General features: G+C 47.3%; 10 protein-coding genes. 2 read left to right on the top strand and 8 right to left on the bottom strand.

Translation table 11 applies throughout. The features are described from left to right. The first annotated feature begins 34 nt into the window (after positions 1-34). Positions 35-1,078, top strand: a complete 1,044-nt coding sequence (locus J7623_RS08055; RefSeq protein ID WP_291919302.1) for an RNA ligase family protein — start codon at positions 35-37, stop codon at positions 1,076-1,078. Positions 1,079-1,102: 24 nt separating this feature from the next. Here the strand turns inward: J7623_RS08055 and J7623_RS08050 are convergent, their stop codons facing one another. Continuing rightward, entirely contained in the window at positions 1,103-3,415 is a 2,313-nt protein-coding gene (locus J7623_RS08050) for a hypothetical protein (protein WP_291919301.1), read from the bottom strand. Positions 3,416-3,448: 33 nt separating this feature from the next. Further along, positions 3,449-6,022 (bottom strand): hypothetical protein, encoded by a 2,574-nt coding sequence (locus J7623_RS08045; protein WP_291919300.1) that lies wholly within the window; start codon positions 6,020-6,022, stop codon positions 3,449-3,451. A gap of 303 nt (positions 6,023-6,325) precedes the next feature. Between J7623_RS08045 and J7623_RS08040 the strand changes: the two genes are divergently transcribed. Next, positions 6,326-7,204: an AraC family transcriptional regulator gene (locus J7623_RS08040; RefSeq protein WP_291919299.1), complete on the top strand. Its 879-nt coding sequence runs from the start codon at positions 6,326-6,328 to the stop codon at positions 7,202-7,204. A gap of 3 nt (positions 7,205-7,207) precedes the next feature. Here J7623_RS08040 and J7623_RS08035 read toward each other — a convergent pair whose 3' ends face one another. The 6 genes from J7623_RS08035 to J7623_RS08010 form a co-directional block, all read right to left on the bottom strand. Next, the gene (locus J7623_RS08035) at positions 7,208-7,642 is read right to left on the bottom strand and encodes an L-rhamnose mutarotase (RefSeq protein ID WP_291919298.1); all 435 of its coding nucleotides are present in this window, start codon (positions 7,640-7,642) and stop codon (positions 7,208-7,210) included. 9 nt (positions 7,643-7,651) lie between these two features. After that, complete coding sequence (locus J7623_RS08030) at positions 7,652-9,211, bottom strand: sodium/solute symporter (RefSeq protein WP_291919297.1); 1,560 nt, start codon at positions 9,209-9,211, stop codon at positions 7,652-7,654. Positions 9,212-9,227: 16 nt separating this feature from the next. Beyond that, positions 9,228-10,400 (bottom strand): enolase C-terminal domain-like protein, encoded by a 1,173-nt coding sequence (locus tag J7623_RS08025; RefSeq protein ID WP_291919296.1) that lies wholly within the window; start codon positions 10,398-10,400, stop codon positions 9,228-9,230. Beyond that, positions 10,400-11,293 (bottom strand): aldo/keto reductase, encoded by an 894-nt coding sequence (locus tag J7623_RS08020; protein WP_291919295.1) that lies wholly within the window; start codon positions 11,291-11,293, stop codon positions 10,400-10,402. The genes J7623_RS08025 and J7623_RS08020 overlap by 1 nt, the downstream gene beginning before the upstream one ends. Positions 11,294-11,403: 110 nt before the next feature. Next, positions 11,404-13,287, bottom strand: a complete 1,884-nt coding sequence (locus tag J7623_RS08015) for a glycoside hydrolase family 97 protein (RefSeq protein WP_291919294.1) — start codon at positions 13,285-13,287, stop codon at positions 11,404-11,406. Positions 13,288-13,385: 98 nt separating this feature from the next. Then, positions 13,386-15,665, bottom strand: a complete 2,280-nt coding sequence (locus J7623_RS08010; protein ID WP_291919293.1) for a hypothetical protein — start codon at positions 15,663-15,665, stop codon at positions 13,386-13,388. Positions 15,666-15,746 lie beyond the last annotated feature (81 nt).

The following is a 15,746-nucleotide window of genomic DNA, read 5'->3' as shown; positions in this document are numbered from 1 at the left end:
AATTGTTTGGTGATTAACCCGTTGTTTTATGGCCATGAGCGAGCATTCGGCATATGAGAAAATGCCCAAAAATTCCAAAGGACTTACCTTATCAGAAAAAGAATTAAACAGTCTTTATAAACTAAAGTGGGTAGTAACAGAAAAAATACACGGCGCTAATTTCAGCTTTGTATACGATCATCAACAGTTACGATACGCTAAGCGAAAAGAGTATCTTCAATGGGGAGATGATTTTTTCGGATTCCAACAGGTGGTTGCTGACCTCGAAGGCCGCGTCCTCTCCCTGTTTGAACAATTACAGCAGGATATGCCCGCATACCGCTATATACTATACGGAGAACTATTTGGCGGGGAATATCCCCATCCGGATGTGCCACCGGATGAACAGGTACAAGCTATTCAAACGGGCGTATATTATAGTCCCACTATCCGGTTTTGCGCGTTTGATATTGCACTATACCCGGAAGATGCAGATTCAAAAATCTATCTCGACTACGATACCGCTATTACTTATTTTGAACGCTTTAATATTTTTTATGCAAAACCGTTATTCATTGGCAAGTGGAATGATGCATTAAATTTCGACATTCATCTTCCCTCTACTATCCCGGCATTGCTGCATTTACCGGAGATAACGCCCAACGTTATGGAAGGCGTGGTGATTAAGCCATTCCATCATTCAACAGTAGTACTGAGCAGCCGGCCCGTGATCAAACATAAAAATCCGGCGTTCGATGAAGAAGAAAAATTCCATGAAGCAGAAAAGTGGTCGTTTATTCCTAACGTTCACTCACGCGCTGAGGAGTTGTCCTTTTTAGTAACCGCCATATCCACCTATATTACAGCCAACAGGCTGAATAGTGCACTGTCGAAAACCGGGCGGTTGGATACCAACAACGAAAAACGATTGAAAGAAATAAAAGAAGAATTTGCGAATGATGTATACGCAGATTTTAATATAGACAACGGGAATATGCTGGCAGAACTGGATGATGCTCAAACGCAGTGGATACGGGATCGAATCATGGCGCAGGTGACAGCATTCATTCATCACTCCCTCCCGGAAACGAATAAATGAATGCCATCAAAAAATTTCCGGCTATCAATGTAATAGCTGCCCGTTAGCCGACACCTGCACATATATGGTTTTTCCGGCTTTCACACTGACTTTCGGCCATTTGAGAAACGCTGTATATGCCAGTGGTATGGCTGCCTGCCGGCTGGATTCCGCCATTACAGATACTGCCGCATCATAGGCGGTAGGATTCGTAATTTCCAGCGTAGTGGCACCGTTTTTACGCGCCGTTACTTTCGCCGTTACGTGATCAAAAACAAACAAGCGGCCATTATCGGTTTGCAGATAAATGCCCGGGAGCTCCATGGCCATGAGCATCCCATTCGTTTCTGTCCATGAATTACGGGTATAAATAAAATTACCGATACTGCCGCGTCCTTCAGCGTCGCTGGGTTGTATGCGTTCCATGCAGGAACCGACCAGGAAATTGGAGGTAATATGCCCCGGCATATTCACGGCTTCCGTGTGGGCGTGTTGAATATCGCGCAGCAATGCCGCATAGGCTTCTTTCCCGGTAGCCCGGAATAATTTGAATAAATAGTCGCCGGAAGCTGTGCAAATGCCTGGCGCCGCGTGTTTATTCTGTATACTTGCCCATACCGCCCCGGTCATATTACATTGTAATTTACCAATGGTACTATTGGCAGGAAACGTTACCGGGTAAGAAATGGTCCATGTAGCACAAAGCGCCGCTTGTACTTCCGCCTTTTGTAACCATTTATTGTCCCTTGTGTGATAATACAATGCCATCAGTGACTCCAGGAAACCGAAGGCCGATTCTGAGTTAGCATCCTGTGAAATATCGCCGCAATCGCCGCCGGTTAATCCCTGCTTTACAATATCTCTCTCATAATAGAAATCAGCAGCTTCTTTGGCCGTTTGCAGCCATTCGGGGCGATTAAAATAACGGGCCGCCATGGCGAGACCTGCGGGCGCAATAGCGCCGGCAGTGGAATTAAAAACGGCTATTTCACCGGTAGCTGGTGCTATATACTGACCAAATTCATGGTGCTTTTTCCAGGAATTGGTGAACGCGGCAGCTAATTTTTGCGCCGCAACTTCCCAGTCCTTATTGATGCTGGCGTCATAACCTTGCGCTTTAAACAGCAGCAGGTGTTTCATCAGCCAAAGGAGGGCATCTGCGTTTTTACGCACCATGGCCTGTACTTCCGGGAAATGCGGGTTCATCTTTTCGGGTCTTATCTCGCCGGAGGCAGTGATACCGCCATAGAAATAACCACTTTTACCTTGCAGCCGGCGTACTACAAAATCCAGTTCCGCCATCACGCGTTTACGTTCTGTTTCATTATTCAGCGCCAGCATGGGATAGGAGTTCATCATTCCACTTACCCAACCAAGTTGAAAGTCGTTATTATTTTCAGGTTTGTAATAGCTTCCTGCCGGCACTGTAATAAAGTTGTTGCTGCAGATGCCCTGTCCCAATTCCATTAGCTTGCTCATAGGCACCTGGTTACGGAGGGCACTTTCTTCGTTCAGGTCTTTACGCACCTGCCGGAAGCGGGTGAGCAATGCAGGAATGCTGCTGGCATCAAATACATAGATGCGAAAGCGCAGGGTCACTTCATCGCCTGCTTTCCAGTTGGGCGCCATGTCGCCGCTGGCGTGCCAGTCGCCGAAACCGGGCGCCAGTACTCGCACAGCAGGCGCAGAGATGCTGAAAGTACAACTGTCCTTTGCCGCATTTTCTGCGATGGTCAGGCCGTTATTGCCCTGGGGTGTTGCCTGTGTAGTTAACACAATAAAACCTTTCTTCTCTGCCGGAGAAAAAAAACACATGGCTGGTGTGGCAGCATTGGTGGTGGTTAACTCAATACGCGAGGCTTCACCTTTTTCTATCTTCAGTCGTGGATTATTGGAAATCGTTAACGGTACCTGTGGCTGATAATACATATCATCCGGGTATGCGGGACTATAACCATTACCAATAACGCGATAGCGGTTACCGTTGTAAACAGCAGCCGGTACCATCACATAGTTCTCCGGGTGCCAGCGGTTAAAATCAAAGCTAACGTTAACGGCTGTATGACTGGCTACACCACTGGTAAGGCGAAAACCGGCGGTAACATCAAATACATCCTGGTGGCCTTTTACCGGTGTTGCAGTAAGATGTAATTGCCAGTTCCCCTCCTCACCTTTCAGTGTAGCAGACTGGAAACGCTGTTCTTTTATCAGCGTAGTGCCGTCATATTGTTTGGTGGAAAAATAACAGGTACCGTTCAGCTGTTGCAGCAGCTGGTTTACTGGTAATTGTTGCGCGGAAGTGGTGATAGCGCTACCTAATAAACATAAAACGGACCACTTCAACAGAGCGTATCTCATCAGACGAATTAAAAAATGTTATATAAAGGTGTACTACTGTTTAGCAACACCCACTTTTTCCTGTGATTTAATAATGGTAGCCACTACTTCCAGCTTTGCCCGGGCATTCCCTCCTTTCAGCCCTGTGAGCGTAATTTCCGGCCAACCGTTTTTAGGGATGGTACTGGTGACGAAAGGAATCTCTTCCAGTTTTTTCCGGTTCTTATCCGTAATGAGCCATTGGTTATCACGATAAATAATGAACTGGCCATCGGACAAGTTCTTTTCCACCAACAATGCCTGCCCATCGGGTAGCCCGATGCGGATACCGGGCAAACTGTCTTTGGCCGGCACATGTACCTTGATCGTAAATTCCAATAGCTGCGTTCCTGCCTTTATACCTGGCTTTACCGGCGTAGGCGTGCCGCTGCAGGGCAGGTCCGGGAACCGGTTTTCCTGAAGGGCATATAAGGTGAAGGAGTTTTTACTATGCTGAACCAGGTGAAATTTCTGCTGCAAATCTTTTAATTTCTTCTTTTGAGCGGCGGTAAATACATCAGCTGTCCGTGCATCCTGCCAGGCACGAAAGGCCTTAAAGATGTTTTCTTTCTCTCCACTACTTTCTACTGATTGCTGGCTTAACCCCAGCATATAGGTAGTATTCCATCCGATAGATTTGGCTTGCAGGTTTTCTGCATCATATAAGCTCCAGGCGCTGGAATAGCTGATAATACCAAAGGTAGCCGGGAAATAATTACTCTCAAATACATAGCGCATATCTTTCCCTTCAATGCCCCATTTGTTATGTACAGGATCAAACATGTGATCGCCGCCCCCAACATTGCATACACTCATATAGTGCCAGTTGCCTTCATATACACAAGAGCCCATCACCCGCAGGTAATTACCACCGGTTTGCTGATAGGTATCGAATAATTTCCTGAAAAACTGTTTAAAGGAATATTGTCCATGCCCCTGGTAAATACAGCTTTCCAGTCCGTCGAAATCAATGTAGTCCATACCTCCCTCCGTTAGCCAGCGACCATAATAATCTGCATATACCTGTTGCAGGTTCATATCAGGAGCAAAGCCATGGTAGCAGTTTGGCTGTAATTTTACGATAGTGGTTCCGGCTTTGAACGCCCCTCTCTGTGTGCCATGAAAGCCCCGCTTAACCTGTAAGAAAGTGTAAGGCTTCGTAGTGGTGATACCGTTATATTCGATCAGTTCCTTTCCTATTTTGAGCACATTGGTATGATTGCCTTCCCATCCTCCAAATTCATTGAAATAACAGGTATCTGTTACAGCAATAAGTGTATCATTTATAGTGATATCAGCTGCCAGCGTGCTGCGCTGCATAATGGCCAAACTATCGCTGGGTACTGGTGCTACATCGCTATTGTTATCCGGCTGGAGGAATTCACATAAAGTGTGCAATCCCCAGCGAACACCACTTTGGCGCATGCGGCGGCCAAATTCCGGGATAGTTGCTGCCGGCTGGTGTGTAAAACTTATTTTCCGGTTGCCCCATTTATTGGCGGGATTGGGATAATATTCTCCCCATCCCTCATCCTGCACGGCATTCAGCCCTAGCTGTGCCGCATAAACAGACATACTGTCGTGAGGCCCCCACCAGGCAATATCGGGTTTATATGCCCGGGGATCTTTTATCCACATGCCATCTATGGTAGGATGTGGCAATCCTTCCTTCAATACAATCTTTTCTATGGTAGTTAATCCCTCGTTATCCGGGCAGGCATATAAGGCAATGGCGGAACCGGTAAAGTCGGCATCTGTGGGCGTTACCAGCTGATAGCGGGCAGAATTGAACCCACCATCCAGGTTATCAGGTAATACCGGGAAACGAATCATTTGCTCTTTGCGCCGGTTGCGGGAGTGCAATGCAATACTGGAACCATACGCAGGTTCCAGCATAGCGCCATTTCCATAACACATACGGAAATATTCTTCCGGTTGGGAATAGAAAGCAACATCGCTGATACCATCTCCTCCTATTTTAAATGTTTGTCCTTCTTTCAGATGCGGTGGCAGCGGGTACTTTTTGGGATCCGGAGAATGAATATAATAATACATGAATCCCATATCTCCATCCGAAGGCGGGCCACTGGTGGTATTATCATTCAGTGCCATCATGCCTATCGCAAAATGATCATCGCGTACCACCGAAATTATTTCACCGATGGTTTTGGAGATATTTGTTTTATAAGGTCCCCATACAATGTTATCAGCATCGCTTTTATTATCAAGCCGTAATAGCTGTAGCTTCAGGTAGGATCCCGCGGATGCTATTTTAATGGTGGCCACTGAACCATCCGTGAACGCTAGTGCTATTTCCCTACCTACCTCATTGAATGTTGCGGATGCAGGCAGTATATAGGTCTTATTTTTATACAAGCTCAATAAAGGAGAAGACATTCCCTGCGGGCAATATTCTTTCTTGCTGCGGCGATCTTTAATGCTGATAATATAGCCGCTGTTGTTAATGGTAAATGTAGCATCCTTTGTTTGAAATACCCGCTGGGAAAATAGTTGTGCCGCCGGCACCATCAGTAGGATCAGTAGGATATTTATCCGGAGAAGGCATTGCCGGTTATTACTCCTGCTCATAAGTATCATTTAAAAGTAAAACATATACCGGGCTACTCCCGGTATATGCTGTGAGTGCCATCAAAAAATTTATCATTATCAGTATCTGAAATAATGCGTGGAATGAATTAATATAGACCTGGTGCCAACTGATAACACCATAAAGATCCGTATATCGTTCCCCCTGCACCACCCGTAATTTGACTATTACCTATGCTTTCTTTGCCGCCAAAAGGCGGGATACCTTGTTAGGACGGATATTCACTTTTTATAGTACTTTTGGGGACACCGTGATTCATTTGTCAACATCTTATTTAGGGCAGTATGCAATATATTTATGAGAATTTTACGTTTCCGCCAGACCAGTCGTTTACGGTGCGATCAGACATATTGGAGATAAAAAAATACACTTCACTGAAGGCACATATCAATTTTGAAATAGCGCTACTGGAAAATTGCAGCGGTAAACGATTCATTGGGGATCATATTGCAGATTTTGAAGGGCCGGAGCTGGTGCTGCTGGGGAGTTACCTGCCGCATTGCTGGCAATATTACCGGACCATTGATCCACTGGTACAGCCACAGGCGATCGTGATTCACTTCTTTCCTGACTTCCTGGGACAACAATTGCTGGAGAAACCGGAAGCACAGGAGCTCAACGTTCTTTTTAATAAAGCGGCGAAAGGAGTACTGTTTACCGGCCCTACAGTAGTCAATGCCAAAATGATAATGCAGCAAATGCTGTTTGAATCTGGCTTGACCAGGGCAGCACTGATGCTGCGCCTGCTTGATATCCTGGCGCAGTCCACCACCGCACAGGTGCTTTCTTCTCCTTATTACAACGTGGTGGATAATTCCGGTGAGGCTAAAAAAATCAATAAGGTATTCGATTATATTTTCCAGCACTTCAAAGAAGAAATTGCATTACAGGATGTGGCCGACCTGATACCGATGTCTTCCGCGGCTTTCTGCCGTTTTTTCAAACGTAAAACAAACCGTACACTCATCGACTTTGTGAAGGAAATACGGATAGGCCATGCGGCGAAGCTCTTACTGGAAGGAGATTACAATGTAACAGAGGCCTGCTATCAGAGTGGGTATAATAATATTTCCAACTTCAATAAACACTTCAGAGAAGTAAAGGGATTATCACCGCGCGAGTTTCTCCGCCAATATCGCCAGGATGTGGAAACGCACCCCTAGCTGTTATTGCCCGTTAAAATGATAAAAGCGGCTGGCTTCTACCCAGGTTTGTCCGGGTGCCGTTCCCGGTACACCTGCCTGGTATCCGGCCATCACCTTATTCCATTCGGCGCAACGGGGATGAGAAGATTCGGCTATTTTCCCCATGCTATCCAGGTTGGCATTTTCCGGAACGGTGATAGTCATCACCAGCAAATGCTGATAACGATACAACGAAATATTCCGGTAGCCGGCTTTACGAAAGCCCGCTTCTACTTCCGGCCAGATATGCTGATGATAATCGAGGTATTCTTTTAAGGGTTGTTCACCAGGCACCACTTCCACTACAAACACCCGCTCCGTAAGCTTTTCCGGTGCAGTAGCCTTTTCACAGGCAGTGAACAGTAAACATGCAACCAGCAATGCGCTTATGCCAGCAATAGAAAAGTGCTTATTCATCTTACTAAATTAATTAAATACGATATAAATAATAATCATCACCAGCGCCAGCAATCCCCATCCCAACCATACGCGGGGGCTGTTCCGGAGCAACCGCCGGGAGGAAGTCCAAACCGTTGGTGAAGTAGTATTTTTGCCGGAATCAGATAACAGCGTAATCAATACCATCCCTAAAGACAAGCCGATAAAAATATACACTGACAGCAACAGGAAATGCGGCCAGTATCCTTTGTAAGGGAAGTTTAACACATAACAGGAGCCTATTATCACGCAGATCAGTCCCCCGCCATACAATACCACTTCCGCCGCCAGTTTATTGGCGCGTTTCCAGAAAATACCGCCCAGGAACACCACTGATAAGGGAGGTGCCAGGATGGAAACGAGTCCCTGGCTTAATTCAAACAACCCCTTACCGGATCGGGCGAAAAGCGCCGCCACGCCTACTCCCAGGAAAGCCGCCAATACCGTTACCCATTTACCGATCGTACGTTTAGGTTGCTCTTCCAGCCTGGTGAATTGCCCGATTACATCCAGTGTGAAAACGGTGCTGAAAGAATTAAGCCCGGAAGAGACGGTATCTATCAGTGCCGCTATCAGCGCTGCAATACAAAGTCCGCGCAAACCGGCAGGCATCAGCTTCTCCACCATGGTGATATAGGCATTATCCGGCGTGGTAGTATCCCTGAACAGGATAAAACAAATGATGCCCGGCAACACAAAAATCAAAGGCGTAATAATTTTCATGGCAGCAATCAGCATAATACCATACTGCCCTTGACGGATATCTTTTGCAGCCAGTACCTTCTGTACAATGGTCTGATCCGCACACCAGTAGTAAATGGCTACCACGGGGTATCCCATCACAATAGCCAGCCATGAATATTCAGGGTCTGAGCGGGGATGAAAAAGTTTCCAGTAATCAACCGGGGTGTCCTGTGCCCATCCGGGGATTGCCGTTACTTTCTTCAACGCCAGCACCGTCAGTATCACGGAAGAAATGATAATAATCACCGATTGAAAAATGCCGGTACGCACCACTGCTTTCAGTCCACCGATAGCCGTATAACTGGCTGCAATCAATGCTATCACAGATACTGATTCCAGCAACGGCCGGTGAAATACTTCTGCGATGACCAATCCGCCGGCGTACAACGCACTTGCCAGCCAAACAATTAAAATGGATACCAGGCTATATATGACCAGGAAGTTATAAGATCTTTTTCCGTAACGTATTAAAAGGAATTGTGGAATTGTATGAATACCCGCAGAGATATAACGCGGAAAAAAAAACATGGCCAGCAATAACAGGAAAATCCAGGCCAGCCACTCAAAATTACTGCCGACCACTCCATGTGAAAAGCCAAGGCTGGATAAGCCTATCAGCATCGTGGCGCCGGCGTTGGCACTGAACATAGAAAACCCGATCTGCCACCATTTCAATGACCTACCTCCTAAAAAAATATCTGTATTTGCTGTACTGCGCCTGTTCAGGTAAAAACCGAAAATAAACAGCGCGACGATATAAAGCAATAATACCAGGTAATCTATCTTCGTTAAAAATATCGTCACACAATAAGCTTATGGCTCATAAAGATACAATCGGCTGGTATTTCCTGATGTTCTTTTTGGTCCAAAGGCTCTTTTTCGTGATGGCGTTGCTGTTCTGCCAATAATCCCAGTCGATACGAACCGGTATACCAGGGATTTCCGGCAAATAAAACCGACCATTCTTCCAGTCGGGGCGAACCTGGAAATATACTTCCAGTCCACGCATAATGCAATACAGGTATTCCACCTGGCATTGCGCGCCGGCCGAAGCCATCAGCGCTGCTGTATATAACGAGTATCCTCCTGATGAAAATTCTACCTGTTGCCGGGCGGCCAGGTCCCGTACGTTCATCCATTCCCGTATGCCTGCCAGGTGGGTAGGCACTGGTTGTAAATGCCGTACACCCAGTTCCACCAAGGTAGGGAATACTTTGGCGCTTCGCTCCGACTCTCCGTAAGAAATGGCCAGCGGCGTACGTTTGCATAACTCTCCAATCTGTTGCAGATCCGCAGAATGAACGGGTTCTTCGAACCAGGCCAGGTTTTCCCCTGCCGTCAGATCTATAAACCGCAACGCTTCTTCACAGCTCCAGATCTGGTTGGCATCAACAGCCAGCCGGATGTTGTTGCCTAATATGCGGCGTACAAACTTCACCCTGGCTACGTCTTCGGTCAGGCGGGTACCGAAATCCGTTCCCACTTTCATTTTATAGCAATCTACTCCTGCATTGGCAAAATAAGTGGCTTCACGTTCCAGTTCTTCCAGGGAATAATTAGTCCCTCCTCCGCTGCCGTATACTTTTACACTATTGGTGGTGGTGTTGAGATAGCGATGCAATGGTACACCAGCGCGACGGGCAGCCAGGTCGTATAATGCCAGCTCTATTTGTCCCAGTAAGGCCGCAGCCGGGCCTCTGAAGCCTTCGTTGCGGATAGCCCAATACAACTGTGGATACAATACGCCGTATGGGATATCCTGGCTATGCAGCAAAATGGGCAGGAGACAATTTTCGAGGATATGGTTGTAAGAACGAAACACGGGCGCTTCTCCGCTGTGTCCATCTTCATCAGTAATGGTAATTACCGCTAACCCAAAGGACGTAAAAGGCCCCATGGTAGCGTCCTGTATAGGCGTGGTAGCCGCTACCGGCGCCAGCTCCCTGATCTGTACGCTGCTGATATTAAAAATTTCTGTATCAAAATTGTGCATCAAACCGCCAATTTTCCTTTATTGCAATTCAGTATTTCTTTCATCAATGCCGCCGGCAATGGCCCTGCTGCTATATCCTGCAAGGTGGCTGTTAATTCCGTTTGATTGGCTGCTCCCAATACGATTTTAAAATCATAAGGTATCGACAGCAGGAAACGGTGTGCCAGTGAGGATAAGCTCATCTGGTGGGCTGCTGCCAACTGCTGCAGCAAAACAGCTACCTGTAAGGTGTCTGCCGGCAGCCAGTCCGGCTTCATGTGCGCATAAGCCGTGATACATCTCCCTAATAATCCCATATTCAACGGGCTGGCAGCATAATACCGGATATTATTCGCCAGGCAGAAAGGCAGGCTATCCTGCAAAGCGGATACATTGGCGGCGTTTAAATGATTAAACTCCATCACCACCTCAAATATCCCCGACCGGATATAGGGTGCCAGCCATGCCGGCCAGTTCCCGCCTACGCCGATATGCCTGGCATACCCGCTTTCACGGAATCCCCGGAGGGTATCGATAATCCCGTCAATTTGTTCTGGTGCTATCGCCCCGGGATCATGCAGGAATAAAATATCCAGTGCTGGTATGCCCAGTGTTTCCAGGGTACGATGCAAGCTGTCAGTCATGGAAGCGTGGGAGTAGTCGTAGTGTGCTGCATCCGCCGCATACGACTTCAACCGGCCTACCTTGGAACTGATGACCGGCATTTTTCCCTGCCATTGTTTCAATGCCATGCCAACATACGTTTCCGCATCTCCATAGGCAGGGGCCGTGTCAATAGCGCCGATACCGGCTGCTAAAGCAGCGACTATTGTTTGCACAGAATGCTCCGCCGTTACCGGTCCCCATACGCCGCCAAGCCCCGCTGTTCCCAGCACTATACGCTTCAAATTCATATGTAAACGTTTGCATTTCCGAAGTTAAAGGAAACCCGGAAAATACAGCACCTTTATATTGACGGGATACGATGTTATTTTGATCTGCATTTTTCGTTTGTTCGTTTACGTTATATCGGCTTTATTAGGATCGCTTGTCCACCGGAAGCAGGTAGTGAAACATCCAGTACAGTATTATAATCAATGCGCTGCTCTTTCCGGGAAACATGTGTGCGCGTGGGAGCTTTGGGATCATCGTTATATAAAACAGCCTTATACTTTTTTCCCGGCATGAGGAAAGAGCAATCGATTTTAACCGTTCTGGCGTCGTTATTAGTGACGGTTCCCACGAACCAGTCGTTTCCACGGCGACGCGCTACCGTTATGAATTGCCCGATTTCTCCCGCTAGTACTTTTGTATCGTCCCATACCGTAGGTACCTGGTCGAAAAATTCCAGCTCCGGCTCATCCTGTGTATCTGTTGGCCGATCGTACCAATATAAAAACTGCAGCGGGCTATACATCACCACGGCCAGCGCCAGCTGATGTCCCGAAGTAGTTTTCATGATGTGTGTATCTTTTGTTTCCGCCAACTGCTTTTTCAGCTCCGGCCGGTGATAATAACAGATGGTGTGATCCGCAGCGCCAGCCAGTAAACGGGTAAAAGGAATGATGGTGCTGTTGGTGGCTTCCGGCATTTCTTCATTTCCCCGTACGCCTTCCTGCGTCAGCAAATTAGGGTAAGTGCGGCTAAACCCGGTGGGCCGGTATTCGTCGTGAATATCTACCATAAGCTGGTACTTTGCACATTTTTGTACGGCCTCGTGCAGCCAGGTAGTCCAGCGATGTGAGCCTACATGTACAAAGCCAAACTTGATGCCCGCCACGCCCCATTGGTGATACAACGGCAGCAATGTGTCCAGCTGCTTCGCCAATGCCCGCTGGTTCACATAAAGGAAAACGCCGATGCCGTGTTGCTTCGCATAGCGGATCACCTCGGGCAGGTTCAGGTCCTTATTGGGATTGCGACGCGGGTCTACGTTGACCTCCGTGGCATCGGAAGCGGAGCTGTATTCAAACCCATACCAGCCGGCATCAAAATGAATATATTGAAGATGGCGTTTCACCGCAAAGTCGACTAATGCTTTGGCTCCTTTTGTAGACAACGTTATTTCCCGGATGATTTTACCGGGCCTGATCCAACTGGTATTCTCCATCTGATCCGGTGCATTCAGGTTCAGCACCAGGTCGTTGTTTTGCAGCAACTGCGTAGCTTTATCGGCCACCATCACCATACGCCACGGCGTGGCAAAAGGCGTGGTTAATTCTACTTTATCATACATAGCGCAGCTAATTGTATTCGGCTTTGTAGCATGCAGCGTAAACTTTGTACGACAGTAATCCACCATGCCCGCTTCACCTAATGCGGCGTATACGCCATTATTTAATTGCAGGGTGAGCGGCCTTTCTGCCTCACCGGGCCAGTTATGCAATGACAGCAAGCTATAGGCGCCCTGTGCATGCCCGGTAAACCAGGCTTTGGTGCCTTCCGGCAAAGTAAAAGTTGTCAACTCCCGGCTGATAGTTATATCAGCCCCCCCTGCCGGATGCTCAGGGAAAATATACCGAAATGCCAGCCCTTCATTATAAGCCCGGACTTGCAGTTGCAGCGCCAGCCGGTCGTTGTTGTTTTTAAAGAATGTAAACGTTTTCTCTGTATAGGCATCGCGTATATGACTGCGTTCACCGTATACCGGTTGCCATACAGTATCTTTCGAGGTGGTAGTAATATACCGGAGCACGAGGTGACTGTCCCATCCCTCCAGTCCTAACGTTGACGGGAGCACGATTTCTTGTCCTTTATAGTTCACGGTGTATCCTATCCCACCTTCTTTATTTGTTTGCAAATTAAATAGTAGTTGCCCGTTGGGAGATGTAAACCGCAGTGAATCCTGTGCGCTCAGTCCTTGCACCATGGCCAATAACAACAGCAGCCAATATATTCTTTGTATCATATTTATACTATCAGGTATTGGAAATCGATAAACAGTAACGGCGCCATTACTGGCGCCGATTGTCAGTGGAACTTTAAAAGCGAAAACGTTTCTATGATTTACTTAGTACTATGCTGTACTAATTTTGCAAACAACTGTGGTTGCGAGCCATCACGCTGTACCTTATACAGGTTCCATTCACGGCTGTTAACCGCTTCCAGGTGAAACGAGTTAGCCGGATCGGCCAGGGCTGTTTTTATCCAACGTGGGAAAGCGTTGGCAGCTCTTGCATCTTCCCAGGTACGGATCACTTTAAAGATCGCCTCTTTTTGCTGGCAGCTTTCCACATCTTTCTGGTTCAGGTAAAGACTATAGGTGGTGCCTACGCCAACAGAAATGGCCTGTATATGCTCATATTCCGCCGCAGTGGAATGTTCCTTAATAGGGAAATTACCGCCCATGCCTACGGGGAAAAAGTTGGCGTAAGTAACATCCCGGAGATCTTTCCCCTGGCTGGTAGCACTTCCCCACTCCCGTGTAGCAACATCATACAAATTTTTTCCACCGCCAACATTCCAGATACTCTGATAATGCCAGGAACCCTCCGATAAAGTAGCACCTGTAAACCGAATCGATGGCAGCCCCAACTGAGTGGCCCGTTCAAACATCTTACGGAAAAAGCGTTTGGCAGAGTAATAGCCATGGCCATTGTTAAAGAGGAATTCCTGCCCGTCGAAATCATAATAGCTCAGGCCATTTACCTGGCACACCTCCGCATAATGTGCCGCAATTTTATCCTGCAATGCCATGTTGGGGATGATACCATCATAGCCATAGTTCACGGTTACCTGCAATTTATAAACCGCTTCTCCGGCCGCATGCGCCGCAGGTTGTGTGCCCCAGTAGCCGCGTTTTACGTTCAACAGCCGGTACGGCGCCTTATCAGAAACGCCCAGGTAATGTATCAGCTCTTTGCCAATTTTAATCATATTTAAATTGGCGCAATGCCCTTCCCAACTGGCAATTTCTTCAAGATGAGTGGGATCATTCACCAGGATAATGGTATCTGTGGATTGAATGCCTGCTGCCAGCAAACGTTTCTGCTGATAACACAGGCTATCGCTCGGCATCGGGCTTGCATCCAGGGTGCCGGGAGCCAAAGCATTTGTAATCGTGGTCCTGCCAATAGAGATGCCATATTTCGCCGCCATCTCCGAAAAAGCTTTATGCGACATATTCCCCGCGGTGAGGTGAATGGGCTTTTTCTCAAAATGCGGCCCATCTATATATCCGCCATTGCCGCGATCAGGTCGTAAAAATCCCTGGTCGTATAAGCTGATGGTTTTAAATCCCAATCTCGATGTATAAGAGATGATACTATCATTCAGGTTGCCACTGGTAATAGCATCAGGCACATAAGCAGCCGGATCTTTTACCCATCTCCCGTTAATAGTCGGATAAGGTAACCTTTCTGATAAAACAATATTTTGTACTACATCCAACAAAGCTGTGCTATCCGGGCTGCCCCATAAAGCAATGGAAGAACCAATGTAATCCACTCCCGGCAATGGTTCTACCTGTATATGATTGGGGGTATTAGCCGCCATATGCGGAATCAGGGAATAATTTACTTCCCGTTCGAAAGTCCGGTCCCTCGACTGATACGTAATAGATATGCGTCCTTTGTTATCTACCTCAGCGGCATTCCCATACATGATCCGGTAATACGGCTCTTTATGCGCGTAAAACGCTACATCGCTGATGCCGTCGCCTCCCAGAGAAAACACTTGTCCTTCGTGCAGCTCTTTAGGCAAAGGAAAGCGGCGGGCATCCGGCGAATGAATGATATACTGAAACGGTGCCGCATCTGCCTCCGTTTCGGCGGTTCCGCCCAGGGTATTATCATTCAACGCCAGCATACCAATAGCGTAGTTTACCGCCGCGCTGGTATCGCGACTTACGCCAATGATTTCTCCTAACAGGTTGGTGATATTGGTATGATAAGCCCCCCATTGAATAGCATCCACACCATTTCGTGGCGTCAATGATTGCAGGGTGAGCTTAAAATATTTTTTATTTTGAGAGATGATGACCGTAGCTACCGATCCATTGGCGTATCGCAACTGTAATGATTTATTTCCCTTGTTGTAGGTAGCGGCCACGGGTTGGTAGTATACCTTCTTACGGCTGTCATACAGGCTCACCACAGGCGACGGCTTATCAGCAGGACTGAACTCCCGCGCAGGGCGCACCGTGGTATTCTTCATACTGGTGATCCATCCTTTGTTGTTGATATGAATTTTAAAATACGCCGTATTAAAATCATATTGCGCAAAGAGGGAAGAAGAAGAAGCCAATAAAGCTATTAGCAATGCAAAGGCATTTTTAGTGGACATCATGTACGTTGTTGTAATCAACGCCAAATATAAGCCCTGAGCGGGCAATAAGCCCAGCTTTATTTTGACGGATTCAGATGCTTT

The organism is Chitinophaga sp. (genome assembly GCF_017745275.1).
In the GTDB taxonomy this organism is placed as follows: Bacteria; Bacteroidota; Bacteroidia; order Chitinophagales; family Chitinophagaceae; genus Chitinophaga.
Note: the sequence above shows the minus strand (reverse complement) of the source record. Positions and strands in the feature narration are given on the sequence as shown.